Below are 25,031 nucleotides of genomic sequence, written 5' to 3'. Positions count from 1 at the left end.
AGAAGTTCGTTCGGGCACTGGCTCGAACGCTCATCACACCCCGACCCCGGACCAGGATGGCACAGCCATGTCGCGCCAAGGCATCACGCGCTCAACAACCTACAGGAGCCACCATGAAATCCAAGCCCTTCACGTGATCAAAAACGGCTTGACATACAAGTCCCCATAGAAGCCGACGTTTGAACGTCCGTATGAGAGCTCGAGCGAGCGGCCGCAGTTGGCCGCTTATTGCGTTACGCTACCGCGTCATGTCGATCCGTTGGGAGCCCTGCGGTTGCCCGTGCCGACCTGGATCGTGTCTTCACGCCGAGTCGACCCGATCGCACTCAGCGTCGCGCTGTCCCGTATGCGCAACCTGCTCGCCAAACTGCAGGGCGGCAAGCTGGGCATAAAGCGGCGAACTCAAAAGCAAGTCGGCGTGGCGGCCCTGCGCGACGATGCGGCCTTGCTCCAGCACGACGATGCTATCCGCTTGCTGTACGGTCGCGAGGCGGTGCGCGATGACCAGCGTGGTGCGGTTCTGCGCGGCATTGTCCAGCGCCTTTTGGACGAGGCGTTCGCTGGCAGCGTCGAGTGCGCTGGTGGCCTCGTCCAGCAGCAGGATGGGCGGATTCTTCAGGATCGCGCGGGCGATCGCAATGCGTTGGCGCTGTCCGCCAGACAGCCGTACTCCGCGCTCGCCTAGAAACGTGTCGTAGCCTTGCGGCAGTGCTTCGATAAAGCCGGCCGCAGCGGCCATTTCGGCAGCCCGCTGTACTTGCGGGAGTGTGGCGTCGGGCGCGCCGTAGCGGATGTTGTCGAGCACGCTGCCCGAAAAGATCACCGATTCCTGCAGCACTACCCCAATTCCCCTGCGCAACTCGACGAGCGGCACCTGCCGCGTCGGGACACCGTTGATCAGAATGCTGCCGGCCTGTGGGTCGTAAAAGCGCAGCAGCAGTTGGAACAGCGTGGTTTTGCCGGCGCCGGACGGTCCAACCAGCGCGACATGTTCGCCCGCGCGGACGTCGAGCGAGAGCCCGGCGAGTGCAGCGATGCCGGGGCGGGACGGATACGAAAAGCTAACATTGTCGAAGCGGATGCCGTCCCCGCGCGCCGGCAGCGTGACCGTGGCCTCGGCCTGCGCCACCGGCGAGCGTGCCGCCAGCAGTTGCAATAAACGTTCGGTAGCGCCGGCAGCCCGCTGCAGATCGCCCCACACTTCGGCGACAGCGCCCACGGCCCCGGCGGTGAACACCGCATAGAGGATGAACTGGGACAACTGGCCAGCCGTCATCCGCCCGGCTAGCACAGCCTGCGCCCCAAGCCAGAGGACGAACACGACGGCGGCGAATACCAGCACGATAACCACGGCGGTCAACCAGGCACGCGCCCGAATGCGCTTGAGCGCGGTCTCAAAGGCCACCTCCACCGCGCCGGCAAACCGCCGCGCCTCAAAGGACTCCTGCGTGTACGACTGGACGGTCGGCATGGCATTGAGGACCTCGCCCGCCAGCGCGCTCGCGTTCGCTACCTTGTCCTGGCTGGCGCGCGAGAGGCGGCGCACGCGCCGACCGAAGACAACGATGGGAGCGACCACCACCGCCAGCGTGGCGATGATGTAGCCTGACAGCACAGGGCTGGTCACTGCCAGCATCGCCACGCCACCGGTAAGCAGGAAGAAGTTGCGTAACCCCAGCGACAGGCTGGTGCCCACCACCGTCTGAATCAAGGTGGTGTCGGTGGTGAGCCGCGACAGCACCTCTCCGGTCTGCGTGGTTTCGAAGAACTGCGGGCTCATCTCCAGCACGTGGTCGTAGACCGCACTTCGCAAATCGGCCGTGACCCGCTCGCCCAGCCACGACACGAGGTAGAAGCGCAGTGCCGTGGCGCCGGCCAGTACCAGCGAAACGGCGAATAACGCGAGGAAATAGCGATCGATATGCGTACGGTCACCCGCAGCAAAGCCACGGTCAATCAGGTATTTGAACGCCACCGGCAACGCCAGTGTGGCGGCCGCCGACGTCACCAGCGCCAGGAACGCGAGCGCCCAGCGCCCGGCATACGGGCGCATGAAGGGAAACAGGGCAAACAGGGGGCCTATAGTCCGCGAAGGCGGCGAAGGCGGGACAGCGTCTGGCATGAGGATTCCCGAGCGGGTAGAAGTTCATCTCGATTGTGCCAGTCCTACAGATTCGAAGGCAGCGGTCGCGTGCTTGCCGCGACTCCCCATATGTATCAAGATCAAATCGATCTTCTCAGGAATGAGCCATTGCCATGACAGACAAATCCGATTCGGACGAACTGAAAGGACCCGGTGGCTTGACGTTGCGCCAGATCCACGAACAGGTACAGAAGAGCGTCGAGCGCGACCGCGAAGAGCAGGTAAAGCGTAATACTACCGCTGCGCAACAGGGTCGATGGCAACGTTGGGTACGCTACGTGTGGGCCCGCAGTGGCCGTCGCTAAGATGGCTTGATACGAAATGCGCCGGTCGCGATTGCCGAGTCGGGAGCAAACGTTAATCGCCGAGCCGGGCCGGTCATAGCGTGTCTGCGAGCGGCACGACCCGACCGAGGCTGTGTGAAAACGTTCCGCGGGTAGCAGCGAGAAGTTGGGGTAAAACGCGATCGAAGGAAAGAACTTCGCAGCTTTTCAATTGGTAGCGCGGCGATGGGCGTTCTCACGCCCTCATCGCCTCCATCAATGCCTTCGTACCCAGGATATTCATCGCTCGCTTGAGGTTGTAGGCTAATACGTGAAGGCTCATCTCGGTTCGAACACGTGACAGCGTCTTTGTCAGAAAGTGCACAGAGCCCATCCAGAACTTGAGCGTTCCGAACGGATGCTCGACCGTCTGTCGTCTCAGCCTCGCGGCGTCCGGCGTCTGATCGAGTCGGCGCTGCATTTCTTCAAGTACGTTCTCATGTTCCCACCGCGTGACTCTTCGGTACGGACTCGGCGTGCACTGCGGTTTCAGTTGGCATTTCGGACACGCTGACGGCCAGTATTTATGGATCGTCAGGCCGGCCTCAACGGTCGTGAAGCGCCAAATGGCCCGCTCTCCCGCCGGGCAACGATACGCGTCGTCGGATTCGATATAGACGAAGTCCCGTTTATCAAAGCGACCCTCGGCCTTGCTGTTTGAGGTCAGCGGCTTCGGGACCAGCGTCTTGATTCCGTCCTGCTCGCATCGCAGAATTTCCTCACTCTTGTAGTAACCACGATCAGCAAATGCGGTTAGCTGATTTTCACCAATCGCATCTCGCGCCAGTTTGGCCATCGCGGCTAGCTGGGAACGATCGTGGCCGACATTGACGACCTCATGCGCAACGATCATGTGGTTCTTGAGATCTACAGCGGTCTGCACGTTATAGCCGACCATTCCTGTGCCACGACCGCTGGTTGCCATTGAGCGCGCATCCGGATCAGTTAGCGAGATCTGGCCGTCTGGAGCTGCACGCATGCGCGTTTCGATCTCGCCGCGTTTCTGCATCTGCGCCTTGATCTTAAATATCTTTTCTTTCAGGTGCGGGACGCGTCCCTCCGGTAGGCTCGCTGGCTCACGATCGGCCCGATCCAGTTTATCCATGTAACGGCCGATACTTTGCTCGAGTTGTTCCATGCGAGCCTTGAGCTTGTGGTCCGTGAAGTTCTTGTCGCGGTTGTTGACCGCTTTGAACTTGCTTCCATCGATGGCAACGGTGGCATCTGAGAACAGCTTCAGTTGCCGGCAAAGCATCACAAACTCCCGGCAGACTTTGCGGATCGCGTTGCCGTTGTCTTTGCGGAAGTCAGCGATGGTTTTGAAGTCCGGCGTCAACTGGCCCGTCAGCCAGATCAGTTCAAGATTGCGCTGTGTTTCGCGCTCAAGACGACGACTCGATTGAAGCCGGTTCAGGTACCCATAGATGTACAGCTTAAGCAAGGTCGATGGGTGATATGCAGGTCGACCGGTTAAAGCTGGTGCAGCACGTTCGAAGCCAAGACTCACCAGATCAAGCTCGTCGACAAAGACGTCAATCACGCGGACAGGGTTCTCGGCGTCGACGTAATCGTCGAGAGACTCAGGCAGCAACGCGACTTGCTCTCGCGCCGCGCTTTCGATGTATCGCTTCATGGGCCACCATTGGAAAACGTGTTGACTAACCATAGGCGATCAACGTGTTTCCACACAGCCTCGACCCAGAGCTGACGTTACCCATTGCCGAAAGCGGCCGTTCAACGTTCGAGGATAAAAGCCACGAAGAACCGTCTTCCTGCGAGCCTTGTGTGTCTGAGCATGAGCCAACCACTAGGTGGCGGCCCGGGCCGCGCGCAACTCGTTTCGGTAACCATCACAAAGGTGCAGCCCTGCCATTTGAATTCAGCCCTTGGAGTAGCTGCCCTCGTGTTTCGGCAGGGCGTCAGGTACATGAACCCACGGTAACTTGCTCGATGTCCAAGTGTGATGCTCAGGAGGAACCAGGTCCGGCACGTCGAGACTGCATGTCGTAATGTCAATCTCGTCGGGGAAATCGTCGTGTTGATAGGTCAATTGCGTGCCACAGTCCGGGCAGAAAGTTCGCAAAACCGCTTTACTGCATGCGAAGCTCCTTGGTTCGCCATGGACGAACCGAAACTCGGATCGCTTGACGCTAAACCAGGCGACGAACGGGGCCGCAGATGCGCGGCGACAGTCTGCGCAGTGACAAACTGTGGAGTTGAAGGGTGTATCCAACACTTCATAACGGACTTCTCCGCAAAAACAGCGACCTTTGAGCATTGCTCCCTCCGTGGCGTGACAGTCGCCCGCAGCGCAACGATCGTATGCGCCCGCCCAATTGTAGAGGTCCGGGCTGAAGATCTCGCAGGGTCGATAGCGCAGGTGGCGCTCGAACTAGGGGATAGCGCCTCGGTCGGCTGTTTCCTTTCCGAGTGTAACGGCGACTGACCGCTTTCGGCTACCAGTTCGAATGGCCGTTCCTGGCCGAGCGGTGACGACTAACTAACCAATAACGCGGCCATCTGCGCCGTAGACTTCACACTCGTCGCCTTGTACCTTTGCTTCGAGCTTCCGTGCTAACTGCCACATCTTGCCGAGAATCGCGACGTCAGGATTCTTGACTACTACATTGCCTTGCCGGAAATCAAACCATGCCATGTTCCCACTTACAGCGGTTCCGGCATGGGCTGTCCAGACGGCCAATCCCTCGCTATCTATCCGCAGGACGTTGGCGTCGCCAACGATCGCACTCGCATAACCGTCGAGACGCATATCTGGGTCGGACTGAACGAGTGCCTTCCACTCGTCGATACCAATTTTGAGTCCGCTTTCGTCAAACCAATTTTCCTTGCGGGTGATGTGGACGTCGTATCCCATATCTATGTCCCCGAACTCGCAGTTAGTCTGCAAAGCAGCATCGTCAGCGATCTGGCAGCCTCGGTCGAGTGCCCGCTTCTGGCCGGCTGGTGCCTGATGACGCTCCGTGGGAGCCGACGCACAAGGGCCCTCCGATACGCCTTGGCAAGGTGGTAACCGAGGGTTTCACGGGATGAAACTTTCGCTCGTATCCGCCGATAACTCGAGCAGGAACCACCGGATGGCCGCCGGACAGTCCGCCGGCGCCACACGGCGCGCCCATACACATGCCACTTCGCACGGCAGCCCTGCGCGGTTTCCATTCATTTGCACGAGGACTCAGGATGCACAAGCTCAGTTTTACGCAGAAGCTTTGGCTGCCGTTGATCATCAGCCTCGTCGCGTTGCTCGCTGTCTCCGTATCGGCGGCGTGGCAGTCGCGCGAGACGCGCATCGAAGAACGTAAGCACGACCTCACGAACATCGCGCACGTCGGACTCAGCATCGTGACGGAGTATGCGGCGCTGGCGCAAAGCGGCGCGTTGCCGGAGGCGGATGCCCGCAAGGAGGCACTCGAACGCCTGCGCGGCGTCCGCTACGGCGAAGACGGCTACTTCCTCGTGATCAATTCGAAGCCGCAGATGGTAATGCATCCGATCAAGCCGGCACTCGAAAGCAAGGATCTCGCGGGCAGCGCCGATGCCGACGGCCGTCACCATTACGTGACGTTCGCGTCGACCGCACAGGCGCCGGACGGCGGCTTCGTCGACTACGTGTTCCCGCATTCAGGCGCGGCGTCGACACAGGCGGTCGGCAAGATCGGCTACGTGGTGCGCTATGCGCCGTGGGATTGGATCATCGCAACCGGCGCCTATGTTGACGACATCGACGCTGCGTTCATGGCGTCGTTGTGGCTGATCGGCGCGATCTTCGTGGCCGTGTCCGCGGTCCTCGTGACGCTCGTCGCGGTGACGAACCGCAGCATCGCGCGCATGGTCGGCGGCGATCCGGCCTACGCGGCGAACGTGGCGGACGCGATCGCATCGGGCGACCTGACAGTGGCGATCCGCACGCGCAACGGCGACACGTCGAGCCTCCTACACGTAATGCAGCGGATGCGCGACGCGTTGACGGATACCATCTGCCAGATCAAGCATGCGTCCGACAACGTCGCGTGCGGCGCGAACGAGATCGCGAACGGCAACGCGGACCTGTCGTCGCGCACCGAGAGCCAGGCGGCGTCGTTGCAGGAAACGGCGTCGAGCATGGAGCAGATGACGGCGATGGTCCGCCAGACTGCAGACAACGCGCGCACTGCCAGCGAGCTTGCGGCCGGCGCCGCGAAAATCGCGAACCGCGGCGGCGACATGGTCACGCAGGCCGTCGCGGCGATGAAGGGGGTCTCGAACGAATCGGGTCGCATGGTCGAGATCATCGCGACGATCGAGGGCATCGCATTCCAGACCAACATCCTCGCGCTGAATGCTGCGGTTGAGGCAGCACGCGCGGGCGAGCAAGGCCGCGGCTTCGCAGTCGTCGCGAGCGAGGTGCGCAGCCTCGCGCAGCGTAGCGCGACCGCGGCGAAGGAAATTCGCGAGCTGATCAGTCATGCGGTGGGCAGCGTCGGCAGTGGTGCAACGCTGGTCGAAAACACCGGCTCGACGATTGACGAAGCGCGCGACGCGATCATGCGTGTGACCGGTGTCGTGCAGGAAATCGCCGCGGCCGCGGCGGAACAGAGCGCCGGCATCGACCAAGTGAATCTCGCGGTCACGCAGATGGACAGCATGACGCAGCAGAACGCGGCGCTCGTCGAGCAGGCGGCGGCCGCGGCACAGTCGCTGAAGGAGCAGGCGATGAGTCTGCAACGCGCGGCCGCGGCGTTTCAGGTGGGCGACGCTGACGCTAACGGCGGTGCACAGCTCGCGCCGGCTTCGGCGCAGCACCGCGCAGTGTTCGCGTAAGGACGCGCACCGCAATCTCGCGGCGAACCTCGCGTTTCATGGCACGTCTGCGCGTTTTTTTGGACCGTCACCTTGCGACCCGGTTCAGCCATTCGATCCAGCAGTACGGAAGTCGGCTTCCCTTTTCAAAGCGGTCATGCAAGCCCGTCAGCGCTTCCGCAAAAGTTCGACCAACAGGACATCGGTGTCATCCCGTGCGCGTATCGAGACGGATGGCTCGCCGCTGACGGCCACTCCATCTTCCACGTCGATCCGGCCGTGATCGGTGACGAGATAGGCCTTATGCCGCGACAGCAACCTTTGATGCACGGTGACGCCGTCCCGCAGCGCCGCGATGCAAACACGCGCGTCGGCGTTGAGCGGTAAGCGCCCGCCGACGCAGCCAGATCTGATACAGCTGCAACGGCGCGCTTTCCTCATTGCGCTCGGCATGATTTACGGATGCGCCAGCACTCATCGCCTGAACCATGATGTTGCTTCCGTTCCAACGCGTGGATGCGGTCATCGAAGACCGCGTCCACGCGCCTGACGCGCGCTCAATGCACGTTCAAATCTGCTGCTGGCCACCGTCGACGAACAGTTCGACGCCGTTCACGAAACTCGCGTCGTCCGATGCGAGGAACAACGCTGCACTCGCGATTTCTTCAGGCTCACCGAGGCGCGCCATTGGAATCTGGGCAGCAAGGTAATCGGCGAGGCCTTGCCGTTGCGACGCGTCCGGGCCTGCCAGGTCGAGCAGGCCTGGCGTGCGCGTCGCGCCAGGGCTGATGGTGTTGACGCGGATGCGGCGGTCCTTCAGGTCCAGAATCCAGCTGCGTGCAAAGGAGCGTACTGCCGCCTTCGAAGCCGAATACACGCTGAATGCGGCCGTGCCCGCGCTACCTGCCGTCGAGCCGGTGAGAATCACCGATGCGCCTTCAGCGAGCAGCGGCAGCGCCTTTTGCACGGTGAACAGCACACCCTTCACGTTGCGGCTGAATGTGTCGTCGTAGTGTTCTTCCGTGATGTTGCCGAGTGCCAGCATCGAACCGCCGCCGGCGTTCGCGAACAGCACGTCCAGACGGCCCTGCTCCTCCTTGATCTGCGCATACAGCGCATCGAGTTCGCCGAGCTTAGTCGAGTCGACGCGTACGGCCGTCGCATTGTGGCCTGCTGCGCGAATCCCCTTCACGGCGGCGTCGAGTTCGGCCTGACGGCGGCCGGTGATGTACACATGCGCGCCTTCGGCGGCGAAGCGTTGCGCGGTCGCAAGACCAATGCCGCTGGTTGCGCCGGTGACGAGTGCGATCTTGTTGTCGAGTTTGCGTGCCATGGTGTTGCTCCTTCGATCAGTAGTTGGATGACATGGTTGGGTCGCGGCGTTTCGTGTTGCGTGCTGCGATGTAAGGAGAATATCGACGCGCTTATCTTTTCGAAATAGAATGAATCGCAAACCAACGTTGCAAAATTGAAAAGATGGGAGATATGGCCAGGCTGCCCGATTTCGAAGGACTAGCGATGTTTGCCAAGGTGGCGGAGGAAGGATCGTTCGCGGCCGCGGCGCGCGCGATGGGGGTGTCGGTGGCGACGGTGTCGCGGGGCGTTGCCCGCCTGGAAGACCGGCTGGGCGCGCGGCTTTTCAACCGCACCTCGCGCCAGCTGTCTCTCACGGAGTTCGGCCAGACGATCTGCGAGAAAGCCGGCGAGATCTATCGTCAGGCTGAGGAAGCGGAGAGCGCCGCTCGCGAAATGTCAGTGCAGCCGCGCGGGCTGGTGCGCCTCGCCGTGCCGATGTCGTTTGGCCTGCGCTGGGTCGCGCCGCTGCTGCCGGGCTTCTTTCGCGCGTATTCCGAGGTGTCGATCGATCTGCATCTGTCGGATGCCTCGGTCGATCTGGTCGCCAATGGCTTCGACGCGGCGCTTCGCATCGCGGCGCTGCCGGATTCGTCGCTGGTGGCGCGGCGGCTATGCGCGGTGACGCAATACGTGGTTGCGTCGCCGGACTATCTGAAGCGCGAGGGGCGGCCCACGCATCCACGCGAACTTATGGACCAGCCGTGTCTGTCATACGCGTATCGCGCGCGCAGCGATGTGTGGCGCTTCACGAACGACGCCGGTGACGAAGAGTCGGTCATGCCGACCGGTCCGCTGCGCGTGACCAACTCCGATGCGCTGTTGCCCACATTACTCGACGGCCTCGCAATCGCCGAATTGCCCGAGTTCATCGCCGGCGAATATCTCGCCGATGGCCGCCTCGAAGCGATTCTCACCGACTGGTCACTCACGAAGGGCGGCCTCTATTTCGTCACGCCGTCTGCGCGAGCGCGGCCCGCGAAAGTAAGCGCGCTGTCCGATTACTTCGCGCAACACCTCTCCGATCCCTCGTGGCGATGGCCACGGTAATGCGCGAGCGCCGTCGACGCCGGCTGTCCGAGTGAATGACTGTCATCGCAATTATGCAATGATAGATATCAGATACTTGCTCCGGGATGGAAGGCCGCGCGAAGGGACTCGAAGCGATAGGAGGCGCCATCGCCTTCTCTCGCGAAGGCCGCTTTGCGGATCGAAGCGGCCTGCCGAAATCTCGCGTCGATTGATCACTTATGGCCGGGTCCCGCCTCATCGATTGGCAGAATTGCTTTGGTCTTGCACAACTACGACCGGCAGCACGCGACCGATGCGTCCAACGCTTTCTCGCTGAATGCACTTACTAACCGGTGCATAAATAAGCGAACATAAATCGACGCCATGGTCTAAGCTTTAAAGGGCTTAGGGAGAGGCGAGATGCGCGAGGACGACGGCCGGCAGCTTTCACATGCAACGCTTGAAGAGATCCGTATCCGGGCGGTCAAGCGCGTCGAAGCTGGCGAGTCGCCGGAGGACGTGATCCGCACGCTCGGATTCTCGAGGGCGCGTATTTACGAGTGGCTGGCGGCATGGCGTGAAGGGGGGATCGAGGCGTTGCGAGCCAAGGCAATCCCTGGTCGACCGATGAAGCTGTCGTCCGAGGCTATCCGCTTCGTCTATCAGACGGTCACAACGAAGAACCCCATCCAGATGAAGTTCGAGTTTGCATTGTGGACGCGAGACATGGTGCGGGAGTTGATTCGCGAACATTTCAACGTCAGGCTCTCCGAGGTGTCGGTCGGTCGACTGCTGCGCAAGCTCGGGCTTTCACCCCAGCGTCCGCTTGCGCGTGCGTACCAACGCGACCCTGAACTGGTCGAGTCGTGGATGCGCGACGAATACCCGGCCATTGCCGGGCAGGCCAAACGCTGCGGGGCACAGATCTTCTTCGTCGACGAATCGACGGTGCGATCGGACTATCACAGCGGCACGACCTGGGCACCGGTCGGTCAAACCCCGGTAGTCGAAGTCACTGGCGCGCGCTTCAAGATGAACCTGATCTCCGCGATCAGCCCGCGTGGCCAACTTCGATTCATGTGTTTCGAAGGCAGCTTCAAGATCTCCGTGTACGTCGACTTCGTCAAACGGCTGATGCTCACCGCCGATGCGCCTGTCTTCCTGATTGCCGATGGTCATCCGGTACATCGTTGCAAAGCGATCCGGCAGCTTGCCGCGGAATCGAATGGGCGCCTTTGTCTGTTCTTCCTTCCTGCTTACTTGCCAGACCTGAACCCGGACGAGCTGGTATGGGGTTATCTCAAACATCACAGGATCGGCAAGCTTGCCATCAAAGGTCCCGGGCATCTCAAGCAGCGAGTTCGAGCGGTTCTGCGCTCGTTGCAGAAGATTCCAGCCTTGGTCCGATCCATGTTTCAACATCCGTCAGTCCGCTACGCGGCTTGACCCATGTCCGGTTACTTTGTTTCGGCTTAGTAACAGCATGGTTGGCGTCCTGTATGAAGACGCCCGCAATGACAAGCTCACCGGACTCATGCGCCGCGCCGCCTTTGAATCCGAGTACGGCCGCTTCCAGGATGGGTGGCTCAACAGACTGCTGGTCATCGATTGCGACAGGTTCAAAAGCGTGAACGGCACGCTCGGGCACTGCACCGCGGAGCTTGTCCTTCAACGGGTTGCCGCCGCGATCAGAGGCAGCGTCCGTGGATGGGATCTTGCGTGCCGGTGGGGCGGTGACGAATTCGTTGTGCTTCTCCCCCATACGAAACCGGAGGACGGAATGCGCGTTTGCGGAGCGCATACGCACCGCCGCTGAGACGATGGAACGGCATGGAGTCACGCTGTCAACGGGCGTGGCCACCAATACCAAGGCAGAGCCGCTGGCATCGGTCATCGAGCGCGCCGACGCGGCGATCGACGACGCAAAGCAAGCGGGCAGAAATACGGTCGTGTTCGCCTAATCCGGATTGCCGTATGCCCAGGCCCCCGGCGCCGCAGATCGCGCAATTGCCGCTCGATGCGCACCGCCAGCTTGTCCGGCTGGGCACCGATAAAAGCGGTAGCGACCCAGCCGCCTGCCGTTCGCTCAGGCTTGCGGAAATTCGCGCAAAAGAAGTCCTGACGACTGAAGCGATCAGAGACGGTCAGTATCGGTTCCGGGGGAGTTGGGCGAGGATTTTGAGCCTTTCTGATCCTCAGTTGGCCGCCTCGCGGGCGGCTCTTTGAGCACGCCCAGTTCCAATGGCGTGGTGGTGGCAGCCGGCCTGCGTCGGGGCTCACTGTTCCCATCGATCGCCTGTTCGCGCTCGTCCTCGCCACCATCGTCAGGCTGCGACCGTGCGTTGGGTCCGCTCGGCGGGGTGTGAAGCCGCATGTGCGGTACCGGCATCTCAATGCCCGCCTCGTCCATCTTGCGCTTAAGCCGTGCGTTAAACGCCCGCGCCACGCTCCACTGTTGCAGCGGCCGCGTCTTGATCTGCCCTTTCACCACCATCCAGTTCGATTCAAAGCGGTCGAGCCCCCACACTTCAACAGGCGCGAGTATTTCGTTGCGCAGACGATAATCTGCCTGCAGATCGGCGCCCACTTGCACAATCATGCGCGACACTTCGTCGAGATCAACGGTGAACGGCACCCGCACCTCGAATACCGCATTGGCGAAATCGCGCGACAGGTTCTTCACGATCTTGATCTGCGAGAAGGGGATAGTGTGAACCGCGCCTTGTCCGTCACGTAAGCGAACCGTGCGGATCGTCAGGTCCATGACGATGCCGGAATGACTGCCGTCAATCTCAATCCAGTCGCCGGCCGAGATCGTCTCCTCGACAATGATGAAGAGCCCCGTGATCAGGTCGGTGACAAGCGCCTTCGCACCGAAGCCGACCGCAAGACCGATTACGCCCGCACCGGCCAGGAGAGGCGTCAGATTGACGCCTAGCGTGGCGGCCGCGACGATCGCGGCGAGGGTCGCCACCGTCGTGAAAACCGCGTTGCGCACGAGCGGCAACATCGTGCGTGCGCGCACACCGGGATCGAGTGCCTTGCTACGCGAACTGCTCGGGCCCAGCGCGTTGAGAATCGCGGTATCGCACAGTATCCATATGAACCAGGCGCCGAAGACCGTCGCGATGACTGTTACGAGCGCATGCTTGAAACTGGGTGTCATCGCACTGTGCTTGATCATTCGAGCGATCGGGCCGCTCCACAGGTCCAGTTCGAATTTAATGAACGCGAGCCACATCAGGAGAGTGAGCAGCGTGATCGCGAAGCGCAACAGTCGCATCAGGTGCGGCGCGCGGCGGTGTGCGCGCGTGTCCCTTCTACGCGTCACGTGCATGAGCAGCGCTGACACGAACAGCGTGAGCACGAGTAACAGCGCACTGAGCAGCGACGGCTGTAATACGTTCTCTTCCGAACCGCGCGCATCGATGATCGCCACGACCGAGGCGATCGCGATTAAAAGGATCGGGATGTGCCATAGCGATGCGAGGATATCGAGCGCTTCCGTTGCGAGTTTGTGATCACGCCTTCGTTTATACGGGCGATTGCGTATCAGATGCGTGACGGGCCGCCGGTAAGCGAGTGCGAAATAACCGATCAGGACCGCCGCCGCCACGTTTGCCGATGCGGACACGAGCCCGGCGAGATTCACGCCGAGCAGGCCTGTGACGACCGGATTGGCCGTCGCGTCACCGAGCGCACCACACGCACCGATCGCGAAAAGCGGCCAACGACTTTGCGCGAGCAGTTGGTGAACGGCGACACGCCGGTGTGCCGTGTTAAACGCCGAGAAGACGATTAGGCAGATCGCCGAGAAAAGCAAGCCCGCGACTATGGCATAGACGATCACAAGCCCCAGCGTGCTGCCGAGCGCGTCGGGCATTCCCCGCATGAACAGCGCCACCGTCACGAATGCAATGACCCATGGCGCCGTACGCCAAAATGCGAAGCTCAATAGTTCGAACGACGTTGGATTCGGTTCGAGCGCGGCCTTCCAGCCATATCGTGCACTGACGCGCCGGCGCAGATAGACCAACAGGCCAGCGCACGCGCCCCAGCCCGCAAGCGTCGCGATCAGGCCAAGCAGGACCTGGCCGAACGGCTCCCGGCTCCCGCCACCAAGAATGGTCCACAACTCGTTAGCCGCTGCGCTCGAACGGGCCGCCCAGTAGTGCAAGGGGGTGCGGCCCTCACTCAGATCCGTCTCGACAGACGCAATGCTTGACGCAATCGTGCCGAGCAGGTCGCTGTTGCCCTGTCCGGACGACACCGGCGCCGTAGGTACCGTGGGTGATGCACTTTGGGTACCTGCAAGCAGTCCCTTCAACTGGGCGACCAATTCTTTGCGTTTCGGATCGCTCTCGAGCGTGCCGATCAGGCTGTCCAGCGAACGCGCAAGTTCGGCCTGACTTGCGGGCGTTGGTGCCGATGCAGCCTGCGCCGCCGAGGCTGGCGGCGCGGGACCTCCCGTCGCACTGTTGATTAGGTTTTGCAGCCCGGCGGGCAAGGCGGCGGTCGCCGGATTGAAGGCCACCGTCGCCAGAACGAGGAGGCAGGTCGCGGCCAGCCGAAAGCAGGCGCACTCTATGGCGCGCCACACGCCGGGGCGAGCCCGCCGTCTGACGAAGACCATGGCATGGCTGAATTCTCCCCGCATGCATGCGTGCATGGAGCCCCCTTCCGAAAGGTCACCCCTGTGAGAGCTGGGTCGTCCGGCTAACGCTTTGCGAAAGGCCCTGAGGCGCCCGAACTGTACTTTGTGCGGATAACGGGTAAAAGCTTACATCACCACGAAGCCCCGCCCCTTCCATGCCCCTTCGGCCCTCTCAAATGAAGGACGCAGCGCGTAGGCGGCGAAAGTCTCACCGCGCCACCGACGAGCGGTGGCGAGCCGAGCCCCTGCCGGTCCGCTTGCGGCTTGTGTGCAGGCGCAGACTCGCGCTCCTTTCGAACGTGAGTGTCACGCATATCAACGCCACGCGCTGCCAACCTGAATATAAAACGCGTTCTGGTCCTTGCTATGGGCGACGTCGATCCCGATCGAGACGCCCAGCTTGCGTGCGATCAGGTAACGGAAACCCGCCCCGACACTTTGGACGTTCTGCGCCTGAGAAAAGCTCTGCAACCGTCCATAGGCCTTACCCACGCCACTGAAGCCCAGCAGCGACCACCTGGGCGTCACGTCCCAGCGCAGCTCCGCTTCAGCCGCAAGCGCATTGCGGTCCTGGTATCGACCCTTCTGGACGCCACGCAGATCAACATACGGTTGCGCATAGAACGGGATATCACCGGTCGAAAACTTTGTGTCCAGCCGTAGCCCAAGGATTAACGTATGCGTGAGTGGAATCCACGTGAAGCCCCGCGCAGCGTACACGTTGTAATTCTCGGTGCCCCCGAACCCTGGGCGCGCGAATTGTGTCTCGAACTCGGCAAAACTGCCCGAGGCCGGATAAAAATGTTGAACTAAACCGCTGACGCGGTAGCAGGTGGTTGGCCAACGGAGTCGGCTTCGGCATCGTTGACGGCGAGCATTTCTTCGAATGCGACGATGGCAGTGCAGTTTCTGCCCTGTCCATTTCGAAGGAGTCCGCCATGACGGCATTACGTCGACGCATGATCGAGGATATGCGCGTGCGCAACCTCGCGGCCAATACCCAGCGCGCCTACCTGCAGCAGGTCCGCGGCTTCGCCCAATACTTCGGACGTTCGCCTGCGCTGCTGGGCCCGGAGGAGATTCGCGCTTACCAGGTGCACCTCGCTGAATTCCAGCAGCGTTCCCGGAGCACGCTGGTGGTGGCCACGGCGGCGCTGCGCTTCCTGTACACCATCACGCTCAAACGCGACTGGCCGATCGACGAGATCCCCATGTCGAAGGTACCGCGCAGACTTCCGGTGATTCTTAGCCCCGACGAGGTGACGCGGTTTCTCGAATCGATCAGAAGCGTCAAGCATCGCAGCCTGCTAATGGTGGCGTACGCGGCTGGCCTGCGCATCTCGGAAGCAACCCGCCTGAAGGTCAGCGACATCGACAGCCAACGCATGGTACTGCGTGTCGAACAGGGCAAGGGCGACACCGACCGCTACGTCATGCTTTCGCCGCGACTGCTGGAGATCCTGCGCAGCTACTGGCGTATCGGCCGGCCACAGTACTGGCTGTTCCCCGGGCGGTTTCCTGACCAGCCCATCGATCCAGCAACGATACGCCTGGCGTGCCAGCAAGCGCGTCGCCGTGCCGGCATCAGCAAATCCATCACTCCGCACTCCTTGCGTCACGCGTTTGCGACGCACCTGCTCGAATCAGGTACCGATGTGCGGACCATCCAGTTACTGCTCGGCCATCGCAGCCTCGCCACCACGTCGCGCTATCTGAAGGTCGCAACCAGCACCGTCTGCGCGACGACCAGTCCGTTCGACCGACTGCCTCAACAATCTCCTACATCGATCTGCTCCGCGCCGCCGTCCGTAAGCTGAGCGCGATCATGCGCGCCGCGCTGGAGTTGGCGGACGTTCTGCGTCGCCACGGGCCAACGTATCGGGAAGTCCATGTCGACTCGCTCAGCCGGGAGCAGCGTCGCGTCATGAGCGCGATCGAGCAGTGTCGTACCGCAGCGCTCGGTGGCCACGTCGAACAGTGCGACACATGCGGACATCAGCGCATCGCCTATAACTCCTGCGTTATGGGAAGTTCTGTCTAACGGGGAGAGGATGGCCCGGAGCTAGCGCGAAGCGGACTCACCACCCCCATTGACTCTCCATTAAAGCTTGGCCCTGAGCATCGCGATTACCTTATCGGATGGCCGAAACGAACCCCTGCGCAGATGCGGTGGGACGATCGCGTTGAGGGCTTCGAGCTTCTCAGTTGGATCAGCGCGAGTGTAGATTTCAGTGGTCGCCAGATCGCTATGCCCGAGCCATAAGGACACTTTCCGAATATCCTGAGTGCTTCGTAGTACTATCATTGCGCAGGTGTGCCTCAACACGTGTGGTGATACCTGCTTCTTCGATAGCGAGGGACACGTATGACGAGCTGTCTCAGCGTGGTATCTAAGGATATACGCGAAACCCCAGCGACTCATTGCTTCACCGCGAGCATTGACGAACAATTCCGGTACTGCAGCAGTTCCCCGTACCGCCATCCAGGCACGCAACGCGTTAGTGGTCGTTTTCCACAGGGGCAACGCGCGCTCCCGCCGACCCTTGCCGTGAACACGAATGCTCATCGACGGGAACACAACATCGGCGACTTGCAAACCCGTCAGTTCCGATACACGCAGTCCGGCGCAGATGGCCAGATGCAGCATCGCCCGGTCCCGGATCCCCTCGCGCGTTGATGGATCGGGCGCATCGAGCAGGGCCTGAACCTCTTCCTCGACCAGATAAGGCACTAACCGGGAATCAGTTTTCTTGTAGGGAATGCCCAGGATTCGTCGCGCCTGCTCGAGTATCGCGGGCTCGCGATACTCAAGGAAGTGGAAGAATGACCTGATTGCAGCCAGCCGGACATTGCGAGTCCCAGGCGAGTTCTGGCGCGTATCTTCCAGATATTCCAGGAAGTCGCTGATCAGTCTCGCATCGAGCTGCTCCAGCGCTAGCGACGACGGCGTCATCCTGAGTCGCCCGGCGGCGAACTCGAACAGGAGCTGAAAGGTGCAAGCATAGGAGTCGCAGGTGTGTTGGCTGGCGCCTCTCTCATGAGCAAGGTTTTGACGAAGAAATGCCACAATGTGCGGTGCGATCGGGATCATTTCTGTTCTCCAGTGAGAAACCCCTCTGCGGCGACAGCAATGTCATGCAGAAGCTCGGGAGTGGCCTCCAGATACCAATAGGTGGCGTTGATGTTGACGTGACCCATGTAGGTCGCAAGGGCCAACATGTGCCGCCCAACGCGGTCCCGGCCTTCCGGGCTCACCTCCAGTGCCCTGACGGCGAACGTGTGCCTGAGCTCATGCAGGCGGGGACGGTGGCCGTTGTGGGTGGTGCCGATGCCGGCAATCTTCAACAGCTTCTGGAACGTCCAGTAAGCGACCGTATATCTGAGTGGTCGACCATCGTCATCAACGAACACATGGTCGTCACCCGGACGGGCCTGCAGCCGCAGGGTCAAGTACCCCTGCAAACCCTCCGCCGCCGTCTCGTGAAGTGGAACCAGACGGGTCTTCTGGAATTTACTCTTTCGAATGAGTAATCCTTCGGGTGTAATGTCGGCACGCCGCAGGTTCAGGGCCTCAGAGATCCGCATGCCCGTGACTGACAGCAGGGCGATTAATGTCGCATACGTTTGTGGTTGCAACATATCGCGAGGACCCGATTGCAAGGCTGCGTTGACCAGGCGCTTGATGTCGGCGCGCGAGTAGATGAACGGGACGCGGCGTGTCTTTCGGTAGCCAAAGTACCGGGCGGGCGGCAGCTCATGGCTTTGATCTTCGGTACGCAGATACCGGGCGAACCGACACACGGTCTTTAGCCTCGCGTCACGCTGGGCCACCGACGCAGCCTCAGCGGCCCAGTTGATTGCGGTTTGCGCGCGAACGTGCGTTTCACCGCGCTTGACGGCAAAGCACGCGAAGCTGTGCAACAGATAGTCTGCGTTCAGTAGTTTGAAGCCGGCCGCACGCCGCGCGGCAAGATAGGACTCCACGGCCGGCATCATTTCGTCACCTCCGGCCATGGCTGCGCGACTTGCCTGAGCAGCGCGACGTCGACCTTGGCGTAATAGGCCGTGGTGTCGATGCCGCGATGCCTCAGGACCTGGCCAATCTGGTCGAGGGGAAGCCCATGACGTAACATCTCGGTCGCCGCTGTGTGGCGCAGCAGATGGGCGCCTTTGGCGGGCGAACTCACCCCGGCACGTTTTAGTGCGCGCTTCACTACCGACGATATGCAATCGCCTGAGATAAACGGCTTGAAAGGGGCGATGTTTCGAACAAAGACGTGGTCGCTGCAGGCAACTCGAGGTCGCGACTCGATGTACCGCAGAAGTGCCTCACCGGCATCCTGCGGCAGCGGCAGACGAACTTCATAGCGCCCCTTTCCCGAGACGCGCAGTGTCCCGGTTTCCCACTCGATATCGCTCATGCGAAGGTTCGCCAGGTCACCAGCGCGAACCCCGAGTCGCACCAGCAACAGGACAATCGCGCGATCGCGAAGGCGCCCGTGTAAATTGCCATCGCATGCGGCAATCAGACGGTCAACTTCGTCAGCGCTCAGACACCGTGGCAGTGTCGCCAGGCGCCAGTGCGCCAACGCCGGAACCGCTTGATCGAGTCCGGCGCGACATAAACCCTCAACACCGAGATAACGCAGGAAGGCCCGCGCGCTGGTGACCAGCTTTTCTGCGGTACCGATGCCACAGTTGCAGGCACTGTTCAACAGGAACGTGCGCATGTGCTTTGCGTCCCACTGGGTCGCGTCGCTACCAAGCACCTCCACCATCACTGCGGCATCGCGACAGTAGAGCCGAATGGTCGACGCTTTCGCGCCTCGGTGCGTGTGCAACCATCGCCGGAAACCGCTCACGATTGCCGGCTCTCGAATCTCGGCAATCGAGGGCTTGTTGTCCTGGCAGACGCCGATCTCAATCAGGTATTCGCGAAAGCGCTTGGCACCGAAATACAGATGGTGGTTGGCTTTACCTCCTTTTGCTTCCGGACAGGTGCAGGTAGGCAGATGACGATAGAAGATTTCTGGAGTCTGTGGATCCGCATCGACCAGGGTGCCGCCGTGCGCCAGCATGAAGCGGCCCAGATGGTCGGCGGCTCGCAGATAACGTACGGCGCTGGCCGCGGAGTATCCGTCCCGTTCGAGCGCATCAGCAAAGTCATCAATGAAGGCTCCGCTGGGCCCCGAGCGCAGGCGTTTCAGGGTTTTGGGTGCTACCAGGTAGGTGTCTAGCATCACGTCCTCCTATGAGGGTTGCCGGGGAAGGCCAGACGACCATAGCAAAGGAGAACCGAGATTTTATGGGGAGTTGACCGACGACCAACCAGACACCAAACCGACGCGGCCAGCCGCATTCGTGTCGAATCTGATCTGCAACTCCCCGTTAGACAGAACTTCCCATAAGGCAGGTAACGGAGTGCACTCCGTTACCTGCGGTAACCGGCACTGTCCGAAGTGCCAGTCGCTCGCCCGCGCGCAATGGCTCGAGGACCGCCAGGCCGACCTGCTGCCCGTACCGTACTTCCATGTTGTCTTCACCATCCCCGAGGAGATCGCGTCGGTCGCCTTCCAGAACAAGCGCGTGGTCTACGACATCCTGTTTCAGGCCACGGCCGAAACGCTACAGACGATCGCTTCCGATCCACGCCATCTCGGCGCGACCATCGGCTTCATCGCGATCCTGCACACGTGGGGGCAGAATCTTGTGCATCATCCCCACCTGCACTGCGTCGTCCCGGGCGGTGGCCTCGCACCCGACGGCAGCCGCTGGGTAGCCTGCAAGCCTGGTTTCTTCCTGCCCGTGCGGGTGCTTTCGCGTCTGTTCCGGCGACTGTTCCTCGAACGGTTGCAGCACGCCTTCGACGTGGGCGAACTGCGGTTCTTCGCCTCGCTGGCGCACCTGGCCGAACGACGCGAATTTGCCCGCTACCTGGCCGGTTCGCGGCACACCGAGTGGGTGGTCTATGCAAAGGAGCCGTTCGGCGGCCCGCAGCAGGTCCTCGACTACCTCGGCCGCTACACACACCGCGTCGCGATCTCCAACAACCGCCTCGTCGGCCTGAGCGCCGACCACGTCACGTTCCGCTGGAAGGACTATCGTCATCCGGGCCGGCCGCGCGTGATGCACCTGGACGCCCACGAATTCATCCGGCGCTTCCTGCTGCATGTGTTGCCGCGTGGGCTACAACGCATCCGCCACTACGGGTTGCTCAGCAATCGCCTGCGTGAGCCCCGGCTGACCGTATGCCGTCATCTGCTCAACGTCGAACCCACCGCCATGGCCTGCAGCGTTCCCGAACCTGACTATCGCGACCGCTACGCGAAACTCACAGGCCGCTCGCTCCGCGACTGTCCGGTGTGCTCGCGCGGGCGCATGCTGTGCATCGACCGGCTGTTACCCTGTGCGCCGCCGCGAGCACCACCGGCGAATTCCCGATGAATCTCGACCCCTTCTCCTGCAACACCGGTTCCAGCGCGTCCCGCAGGCACCGTTGGACACGCTTGGCCAGACGGCGCCGACCGTCCACGCACGCACCCCGCGTCGATTGTTCATCGTCTGCGTTGCGCGGACATTCCTTCCTCAACCCGGACCTCCAACCGTTCATCCCGGACGCTGCGAATACTGTCGTCGTGAACATCGCAAGCGCGCGTCGATTCAATGCCCATAGCCCAACCGTCTGCGGAGCGGTTTAGCTCAAAGAATTTTTAGCGAAGCACAGACGGCCCGCACGTTGTGCCAACGCGCGCCTCGTGCGCCGTCTGCGCTTCGCTAAAAATCCTCTGCCTTATCGCGCGAATCGTAGTCCACGATAAGGCTTCCGGCGCCGATTCGCTGGTCCTTCTGGAAATGGCCCAGTTCACCGGGAACGCTCCCGCCCGTGAAGGTGGAGGAAGAATCGAAGAAAACGTAACGTACGCCCCCATACCAGCGGGTGTTGCCCATGCGCACAAGAAACTGCTGGAGCAACGCGTTGCCCTGCAGCGTATAGGCCCTCGGCTGGCTCGAGAGGCCGAAGTAGTCCAGGTGCGCATCGACTTTTGCCAGCGCACCGAGGTAGCGGTACCGGTCATCGTCCCAGGTGTGAAAGTGGGCGGCCGCCGCTGCCCACGTTCCGTTTGCCGTATACAGACCGCCCAGCGCGGTGACGTTCGGAGGAACGCGGTCGGGATGATCGGCCGTTGTATCCGTGGCGGCGTCGGCAATCGGCCCTGAAAAGAAGAGCAGTCCGAGTCCAAGACCATAACCGACGGCCGGCTCAGTGATCACGATCGGCACTGGTAACGCGCCTTTGTGTTTGAGAAGGAAGTCGCTCATGTCCAGTTGGCCATCTTCTGGATCGAAAAAGCTGAGCGGCTGCTCATCGGCGTGCACGTCAACGGCCACGGCCGTGCTTGCCACAACAATAGCAGCGGTCAAACGGGCTAGCTTCGACGCAGGATCACGATGCAATGCCGGGCCTTAACAAATGTTCGTAATCTCGTAAGCGTTGGCTTTAAGGCCACAAACACGACGTTCGATGCCAGGATGCGTGGCGAGATACCGTGGCTAACGGGACGGGTGTCGGAATCTATAGGCTACCGAATGCACGAGGACAACTCAAGGACGCGGCGGCGGAGTCGCGGGATCGTGCCACGCTTCGAGCATGATCGTCCCTTTAGTGAGAGTCGCGGCTCGCCGTGGGCAACTTACCGAGCAGATACGAAGCGTCGATGAGTTTCTGAGCCACGAGATGGCGAACTCACCCTCGCGATGCCAGACGCCGTACGCAGCAAGCAGTGGTTCGCCGCGTACCTCGCGTCGCTGCGCCTCGAGCACGGATGGCCAGACGATCACGCTCACATGGCCGGTTTCATCCTCCAGCGTCATGAACATCACGCCATTGACCGTGCCCGGCCGCTGACGCACGCAGACAAGGCCACACGCGCGCGCGAACTGGTTGTTGCGGTACCGCTTCGATGAACCGCCCATGCCCAATCTCCACGTGCGTTGCTGGGCGAGTGGCTGGTTGCTCGCCGGAACAGACGTCTGAATGTCCGAACCGCGGCGGGTGCGAATGACGGCTCATGGCCGGTCACTGCCTCATGCAATCTGCAGCGATCGGAAGGCTGCGATCGGCAGCAAGCGACCCCAGTCGGCCATAGCAGCTCGCACGCTGGTCGTCGTCCGTTACCGGATGGGGAGCGGCCACGCATACGGGCGAGCCGAACATCGTATTCAACGAGCGGCAGGGCCCGGTCACTTCAAGGGTGAGGGGAAGCATTCCTGAATTCCATCCGTGGAGCGGCGGGCGGGCGTCCGGCCGCCAGGCTCGACAACTTACGGAGTTCAGTCGTCCTGCTGTTCAGCCATTTCTGCCGCCACATGAAGTCCATTGTCCATGGCGGCCTCTTCTGTCGCGTAAGCGATCCCCGGTTCGTGCCGCACCTCTTTGATCGCGTCTCCAGTATGGTCAATATGGACGATCTCAAATGTGTACCCTCCTTCAGCCAGTCGGATCGGTTCAATACGGTAGGTGTGTTTGCCCTTGCTAATCGTTCTTGTCGGCACCGATTTTCTCCTTTGCGTCATCTTTCACCGCCACCGATATTCCACGCCTGTTGCTTCTGAACTGTCGCTAATGGCAGGTTAGCCCGCTGCCAGTCCGCCGGCTGACAAGTCACGGCTCAATCTGCCGAAACCAAGCGTTTGCACAGTCGCGCAAGGACCATGCCGCGAGAGTGGCTGCGCATCGCCTTTGACGTGAGCGTTGTCCGCCGCTCGCTGCGCATATGGTTTCAATGGGGCTGGGCTCCAGCGCGGTGGGAATACGGAGTTTCGGGGCCGCTATCGGACTTTGGTCTCATTGGTCTCACCCGCCTGGCCGAGTAGGGTGAAAACTCCGTCGGCGTTTGGACGGCGACATATCCGCAATATCCCCGGGAGTTCATCATGAAATTTCTTGTGGTTACCGCTTCGGCCATTTTCGTTGCAGTGCTTTCAAACACGTCCGTTTGGGCTCAAGACAATTCCGCAACCGGTGCGCCGGCGGCTGCAGAGCATCCCGACGAAATCGTGAGGATGCACCAACAGGTGGCCGCAGCCAATCGTGTCTATAACAAGCACGTAGCCGCTGCACAAAAAGTTTTCGATGAGAAAAAGGCAGCAGCCAAAAAAGAGCGTGATGCTGCCATAGCGGCAGCACATCAGGGTGTGGGCCAATAGGACGGCTTTGTCAACTCGACGAGCACAGGCTATGTTTTTGGCTAAACGTAGGTATCCTGATCAGATAGCATGCTCGATTTCAGCATCCACGGTCCAACCATGCCAGACGGCGAGGCGTTTCTTGAGTATGGCGCGATGACATCGCTGCGTTCATCTGATGTCTGGGCAAGGCGAAGTGCTGCCGGATCGGGCCAAAGCATGAGAGAAATGCCTGGGTGCGACGTGCATCGCGAAAGCCGCACATGTGCCGTTCGCGCCTGCGGGTCGGCTGATGGCTGTTCTCGGCGCGATTGTTCACGCGTGCAGCCGCTTTGACGAATACGTGCTTCACCTGAGCGAGTTCGGGAATATCAGCCTTTGCTGCCGGGTAACTGCGCAACTGGTCCGTAACAATCCTGCGCGGCACCGGGTTCGAACGCAGCACCCGCAGGAAAAAGCGCTTTGCCGCAGCCTTGTCGCGCCGCTTTTGCACCAGCACATCCAGTTCGGCGCCATGTTCGTCGACCGCACGCCACAACAGATACGGCTCCCCCTGCAGCGTCACGAACATTTCGTCGAGGTGCCATGTACTGCCCGGCTTGCGCCGCACCGCCCTGGCGCGCCGAGAAAATCCAGCGCCGAATTTGTCGCACCAGCAACGGATCGTTTCGTATGTGACTACGACACCACGCTCGAGCAACAACTCCTCGATGTCGCGCAGGCTCAGGCTGAACCGGAAATACCAGCGAACAGCACAGCTGATGACGACAGCGGGGAACCGATGACCGTGATAAAGCGATTTCGTCTTTTTCATTGCTTCATTTTACCGCGGCAGGTCCTCTAACCTGACAGCGCCCAACCAGCCATTGGCCCGCGCGGACGAGTCGCTCGATAGCGGCCGTTGACGGACGCTTTCTTGGTGGCATCGTCCCATGACGGTCACTCCTGTTGGTGGGAAAAGCACCAAGGTAGCTAAATTCGTGCGTCCGCTGCGTCCGGCTGTACTCCTTCGTGATAGCCAGACCGGGCGCGGCGAAGTTGGTCAGGAATCAGGGGCTTACGCTACCCATGGTGGCACGTGGCGCAAGATGTATAACCGGACCCACGGGTCCGTATATTCAATAGTTAGACCGCTTCAGGAGCACGTAATGCGACCCCTTCGGTATTCCATCAACGTCACATTGGACGGTTGCTGCGATCATCGTGAAGTGATCGCGGACGAAGACTTGCATCATCACGCGGCCGAGAACCTCGCGCAGGCCGATGCCCTCCTCTTTGGCCGGTTGACCTACGAAATGATGGAGGCGGCGTGGCGGCCACCGGCGCAGACGGGAGTGATGCCTGATTGGATGGCCGATTGGATGAAGCTTCGCCCGGACGATCGACGCGGCAAAGAAGTACGTCGTGTCAAGCACCCTGGAGCGGGTCGATTGGAACGCAGAACTCGTGCGCGGGGATCTGGGCAAGGCAGTCCAGCAACTCAAGCGGGAGTCGGGCAAGGGGCTGTTCGGGTTCTGTCGCGCTAACGATTACAGCTTGAGCAAAGCGTGATATCGGTAGTACT

22 protein-coding genes and 4 pseudogenes are annotated in these 25,031 nt (G+C 61.2%); 11 read left to right on the top strand and 15 right to left on the bottom strand.

Features of this window, described 5'->3' with window-relative positions; genetic code table 11:
• Positions 1 to 301: 301 nt before the first annotated feature.
• Positions 302 to 2,122, bottom strand: a complete 1,821-nt coding sequence (locus OKW26_RS22530; RefSeq protein ID WP_429355219.1) for an ABC transporter transmembrane domain-containing protein — start codon at positions 2,120 to 2,122, stop codon at positions 302 to 304.
• Positions 2,123 to 2,256: 134 nt separating this feature from the next.
• Between OKW26_RS22530 and OKW26_RS22525 the strand changes: the two genes are divergently transcribed.
• On the top strand, positions 2,257 to 2,448 hold the full coding sequence (locus tag OKW26_RS22525) for a hypothetical protein (protein WP_090812205.1): 192 nt from the start codon (positions 2,257 to 2,259) through the stop codon (positions 2,446 to 2,448).
• 214 nt (positions 2,449 to 2,662) lie between these two features.
• On the opposite strand, the gene OKW26_RS22520 is transcribed toward OKW26_RS22525, so the two are convergent.
• From OKW26_RS22520 to OKW26_RS22510, 3 genes are all read right to left on the bottom strand, one after another.
• Positions 2,663 to 4,099 (bottom strand): IS1182 family transposase, encoded by a 1,437-nt coding sequence (locus tag OKW26_RS22520; RefSeq protein WP_429355218.1) that lies wholly within the window; start codon positions 4,097 to 4,099, stop codon positions 2,663 to 2,665.
• Positions 4,100 to 4,345: 246 nt separating this feature from the next.
• Positions 4,346 to 4,744 carry a GFA family protein gene (locus OKW26_RS22515; protein ID WP_090812593.1) on the bottom strand — a complete coding sequence of 133 codons (399 nt, stop codon included), beginning with the start codon at positions 4,742 to 4,744 and terminating at the stop codon, positions 4,346 to 4,348.
• A 222-nt stretch (positions 4,745 to 4,966) separates the two neighbouring features.
• Positions 4,967 to 5,341 (bottom strand): hypothetical protein, encoded by a 375-nt coding sequence (locus OKW26_RS22510; protein ID WP_090812592.1) that lies wholly within the window; start codon positions 5,339 to 5,341, stop codon positions 4,967 to 4,969.
• A 323-nt stretch (positions 5,342 to 5,664) separates the two neighbouring features.
• Between OKW26_RS22510 and OKW26_RS22505 the strand changes: the two genes are divergently transcribed.
• Positions 5,665 to 7,284, top strand: a complete 1,620-nt coding sequence (locus OKW26_RS22505) for a methyl-accepting chemotaxis protein (RefSeq protein ID WP_429355217.1) — start codon at positions 5,665 to 5,667, stop codon at positions 7,282 to 7,284.
• Between the two features lie 147 nt (positions 7,285 to 7,431).
• Here OKW26_RS22505 and OKW26_RS22500 read toward each other — a convergent pair whose 3' ends face one another.
• Positions 7,432 to 7,704: a hypothetical protein gene (locus OKW26_RS22500; RefSeq protein ID WP_429355216.1), complete on the bottom strand. Its 273-nt coding sequence runs from the start codon at positions 7,702 to 7,704 to the stop codon at positions 7,432 to 7,434.
• 127 nt (positions 7,705 to 7,831) lie between these two features.
• Positions 7,832 to 8,596, bottom strand: a complete 765-nt coding sequence (locus OKW26_RS22495) for an SDR family NAD(P)-dependent oxidoreductase (RefSeq protein ID WP_090812201.1) — start codon at positions 8,594 to 8,596, stop codon at positions 7,832 to 7,834.
• 152 nt (positions 8,597 to 8,748) lie between these two features.
• Here OKW26_RS22495 and OKW26_RS22490 point away from each other — a divergent pair, with 152 nt between their 5' ends.
• From OKW26_RS22490 to OKW26_RS22475, 4 genes are all read left to right on the top strand, one after another.
• Positions 8,749 to 9,666, top strand: coding sequence for a LysR family transcriptional regulator (locus OKW26_RS22490; RefSeq protein WP_429355215.1), 918 nt, complete (start codon positions 8,749 to 8,751; stop codon positions 9,664 to 9,666).
• A 381-nt stretch (positions 9,667 to 10,047) separates the two neighbouring features.
• Entirely contained in the window at positions 10,048 to 11,073 is a 1,026-nt protein-coding gene (locus tag OKW26_RS22485) for an IS630 family transposase (protein WP_429355214.1), read from the top strand.
• Between the two features lie 37 nt (positions 11,074 to 11,110).
• Positions 11,111 to 11,443 (top strand): GGDEF domain-containing protein, encoded by a 333-nt coding sequence (locus OKW26_RS22480; protein WP_429355213.1) that lies wholly within the window; start codon positions 11,111 to 11,113, stop codon positions 11,441 to 11,443.
• 4 nt (positions 11,444 to 11,447) lie between these two features.
• On the top strand, positions 11,448 to 11,588 hold the full coding sequence (locus OKW26_RS22475; protein WP_143037333.1) for a diguanylate cyclase: 141 nt from the start codon (positions 11,448 to 11,450) through the stop codon (positions 11,586 to 11,588).
• A gap of 173 nt (positions 11,589 to 11,761) precedes the next feature.
• On the opposite strand, the gene OKW26_RS22470 is transcribed toward OKW26_RS22475, so the two are convergent.
• Both OKW26_RS22470 and OKW26_RS22465 read right to left on the bottom strand, forming a co-directional pair.
• Entirely contained in the window at positions 11,762 to 14,296 is a 2,535-nt protein-coding gene (locus OKW26_RS22470) for a mechanosensitive ion channel family protein (RefSeq protein ID WP_429355212.1), read from the bottom strand.
• A 300-nt stretch (positions 14,297 to 14,596) separates the two neighbouring features.
• Positions 14,597 to 15,082, bottom strand: a pseudogene (locus tag OKW26_RS22465) (BamA/TamA family outer membrane protein); the annotation flags it as partial.
• A gap of 35 nt (positions 15,083 to 15,117) precedes the next feature.
• Here OKW26_RS22465 and OKW26_RS22460 point away from each other — a divergent pair.
• A complete protein-coding gene (locus OKW26_RS22460; protein WP_429332935.1) occupies positions 15,118 to 16,098 on the top strand; it encodes a tyrosine-type recombinase/integrase in 981 nt (326 codons plus the stop codon).
• A gap of 8 nt (positions 16,099 to 16,106) precedes the next feature.
• A pseudogene (locus tag OKW26_RS22455) lies at positions 16,107 to 16,301 on the top strand (transposase zinc-binding domain-containing protein); the annotation flags it as partial.
• An 81-nt stretch (positions 16,302 to 16,382) separates the two neighbouring features.
• Here the strand turns inward: OKW26_RS22455 and OKW26_RS22450 are convergent.
• From OKW26_RS22450 to OKW26_RS22440, 3 genes are read right to left on the bottom strand one after another with little or no spacing between them, the layout of a single operon-like run.
• Positions 16,383 to 17,372 carry a tyrosine-type recombinase/integrase gene (locus OKW26_RS22450; RefSeq protein ID WP_429355211.1) on the bottom strand — a complete coding sequence of 330 codons (990 nt, stop codon included), beginning with the start codon at positions 17,370 to 17,372 and terminating at the stop codon, positions 16,383 to 16,385.
• On the bottom strand, positions 17,369 to 18,277 hold the full coding sequence (locus tag OKW26_RS22445; RefSeq protein WP_429355210.1) for a tyrosine-type recombinase/integrase: 909 nt from the start codon (positions 18,275 to 18,277) through the stop codon (positions 17,369 to 17,371). The genes OKW26_RS22450 and OKW26_RS22445 overlap by 4 nt, the downstream gene beginning before the upstream one ends.
• Complete coding sequence (locus OKW26_RS22440; RefSeq protein WP_429355209.1) at positions 18,274 to 19,521, bottom strand: site-specific integrase; 1,248 nt, start codon at positions 19,519 to 19,521, stop codon at positions 18,274 to 18,276. Before OKW26_RS22440 ends, OKW26_RS22445 begins: the two co-directional genes overlap by 4 nt.
• 193 nt (positions 19,522 to 19,714) lie before the next feature.
• Between OKW26_RS22440 and OKW26_RS22435 the strand changes: the two are divergent.
• A pseudogene (locus OKW26_RS22435) lies at positions 19,715 to 20,725 on the top strand (IS91 family transposase); the annotation flags it as partial.
• Positions 20,726 to 21,055: 330 nt separating this feature from the next.
• Here the strand turns inward: OKW26_RS22435 and OKW26_RS22430 are convergent.
• The 3 genes and pseudogenes from OKW26_RS22430 to OKW26_RS22420 all read right to left on the bottom strand — a co-directional run bounded on the left by OKW26_RS22430 (position 21,056) and on the right by OKW26_RS22420 (position 22,834).
• Positions 21,056 to 21,703 carry a hypothetical protein gene (locus tag OKW26_RS22430; RefSeq protein WP_429355208.1) on the bottom strand — a complete coding sequence of 216 codons (648 nt, stop codon included), beginning with the start codon at positions 21,701 to 21,703 and terminating at the stop codon, positions 21,056 to 21,058.
• A gap of 238 nt (positions 21,704 to 21,941) precedes the next feature.
• Positions 21,942 to 22,234 (bottom strand): annotated as a pseudogene (locus OKW26_RS22425) (OB-fold nucleic acid binding domain-containing protein); the annotation flags it as partial.
• Positions 22,235 to 22,612: 378 nt separating this feature from the next.
• A complete protein-coding gene (locus OKW26_RS22420) occupies positions 22,613 to 22,834 on the bottom strand; it encodes a hypothetical protein (protein WP_429355207.1) in 222 nt (73 codons plus the stop codon).
• A gap of 381 nt (positions 22,835 to 23,215) precedes the next feature.
• On the opposite strand from OKW26_RS22420, the gene OKW26_RS22415 reads away from it, so the two are divergent.
• The gene (locus OKW26_RS22415; RefSeq protein ID WP_090812195.1) at positions 23,216 to 23,488 is read left to right on the top strand and encodes a hypothetical protein; all 273 of its coding nucleotides are present in this window, start codon (positions 23,216 to 23,218) and stop codon (positions 23,486 to 23,488) included.
• Between the two features lie 79 nt (positions 23,489 to 23,567).
• On the opposite strand, the gene OKW26_RS22410 is transcribed toward OKW26_RS22415, so the two are convergent.
• Positions 23,568 to 24,281, bottom strand: a complete 714-nt coding sequence (locus OKW26_RS22410; protein WP_429355206.1) for an IS6 family transposase — start codon at positions 24,279 to 24,281, stop codon at positions 23,568 to 23,570.
• A 590-nt stretch (positions 24,282 to 24,871) separates the two neighbouring features.
• Between OKW26_RS22410 and OKW26_RS22405 the strand changes: the two genes are divergently transcribed.
• Positions 24,872 to 25,018 (top strand): hypothetical protein, encoded by a 147-nt coding sequence (locus OKW26_RS22405; protein ID WP_429355205.1) that lies wholly within the window; start codon positions 24,872 to 24,874, stop codon positions 25,016 to 25,018.
• Positions 25,019 to 25,031: the final 13 nt, after the last annotated feature.

It is taken from the genome of Paraburkholderia sp. 32, assembly GCF_050435345.1.
Lineage (GTDB): Bacteria > Pseudomonadota > Gammaproteobacteria > Burkholderiales > Burkholderiaceae > Paraburkholderia > Paraburkholderia tuberum.
The sequence above is the reverse complement of the archived record's forward strand: the minus strand, read 5'-3'. Positions and strand labels throughout refer to the sequence as shown.

Bases quoted from the DNA above. Each gene is read 5' to 3' on its own strand.
- OKW26_RS22480 (WP_429355213.1), top strand. From the start codon at position 11,111: ATGGTTGGCGTCCTGTATGAAGACGCCCGCAATGACAAGCTCACCGGA.
- OKW26_RS22445 (WP_429355210.1), bottom strand. From the start codon at position 18,277: ATGATGCCGGCCGTGGAGTCCTATCTTGCCGCGCGGCGTGCGGCCGGC.
- OKW26_RS22440 (WP_429355209.1), bottom strand. From the start codon at position 19,521: ATGCTAGACACCTACCTGGTAGCACCCAAAACCCTGAAACGCCTGCGC.
- OKW26_RS22500 (WP_429355216.1), bottom strand. From the start codon at position 7,704: ATGAGGAAAGCGCGCCGTTGCAGCTGTATCAGATCTGGCTGCGTCGGC.
- OKW26_RS22525 (WP_090812205.1), top strand. From the start codon at position 2,257: ATGACAGACAAATCCGATTCGGACGAACTGAAAGGACCCGGTGGCTTG.
- OKW26_RS22475 (WP_143037333.1), top strand. From the start codon at position 11,448: ATGGAACGGCATGGAGTCACGCTGTCAACGGGCGTGGCCACCAATACC.
- OKW26_RS22530 (WP_429355219.1), bottom strand. From the start codon at position 2,122: ATGCCAGACGCTGTCCCGCCTTCGCCGCCTTCGCGGACTATAGGCCCC.
- OKW26_RS22520 (WP_429355218.1), bottom strand. From the start codon at position 4,099: ATGAAGCGATACATCGAAAGCGCGGCGCGAGAGCAAGTCGCGTTGCTG.
- OKW26_RS22490 (WP_429355215.1), top strand. From the start codon at position 8,749: ATGGCCAGGCTGCCCGATTTCGAAGGACTAGCGATGTTTGCCAAGGTG.
- OKW26_RS22505 (WP_429355217.1), top strand. From the start codon at position 5,665: ATGCACAAGCTCAGTTTTACGCAGAAGCTTTGGCTGCCGTTGATCATC.
- OKW26_RS22495 (WP_090812201.1), bottom strand. From the start codon at position 8,596: ATGGCACGCAAACTCGACAACAAGATCGCACTCGTCACCGGCGCAACC.
- OKW26_RS22515 (WP_090812593.1), bottom strand. From the start codon at position 4,744: ATGCTCAAAGGTCGCTGTTTTTGCGGAGAAGTCCGTTATGAAGTGTTG.
- OKW26_RS22510 (WP_090812592.1), bottom strand. From the start codon at position 5,341: ATGGGATACGACGTCCACATCACCCGCAAGGAAAATTGGTTTGACGAA.
- OKW26_RS22470 (WP_429355212.1), bottom strand. From the start codon at position 14,296: ATGCACGCATGCATGCGGGGAGAATTCAGCCATGCCATGGTCTTCGTC.
- OKW26_RS22415 (WP_090812195.1), top strand. From the start codon at position 23,216: ATGAAATTTCTTGTGGTTACCGCTTCGGCCATTTTCGTTGCAGTGCTT.
- OKW26_RS22450 (WP_429355211.1), bottom strand. From the start codon at position 17,372: ATGATCCCGATCGCACCGCACATTGTGGCATTTCTTCGTCAAAACCTT.
- OKW26_RS22485 (WP_429355214.1), top strand. From the start codon at position 10,048: ATGCGCGAGGACGACGGCCGGCAGCTTTCACATGCAACGCTTGAAGAG.
- OKW26_RS22410 (WP_429355206.1), bottom strand. From the start codon at position 24,281: ATGAAAAAGACGAAATCGCTTTATCACGGTCATCGGTTCCCCGCTGTC.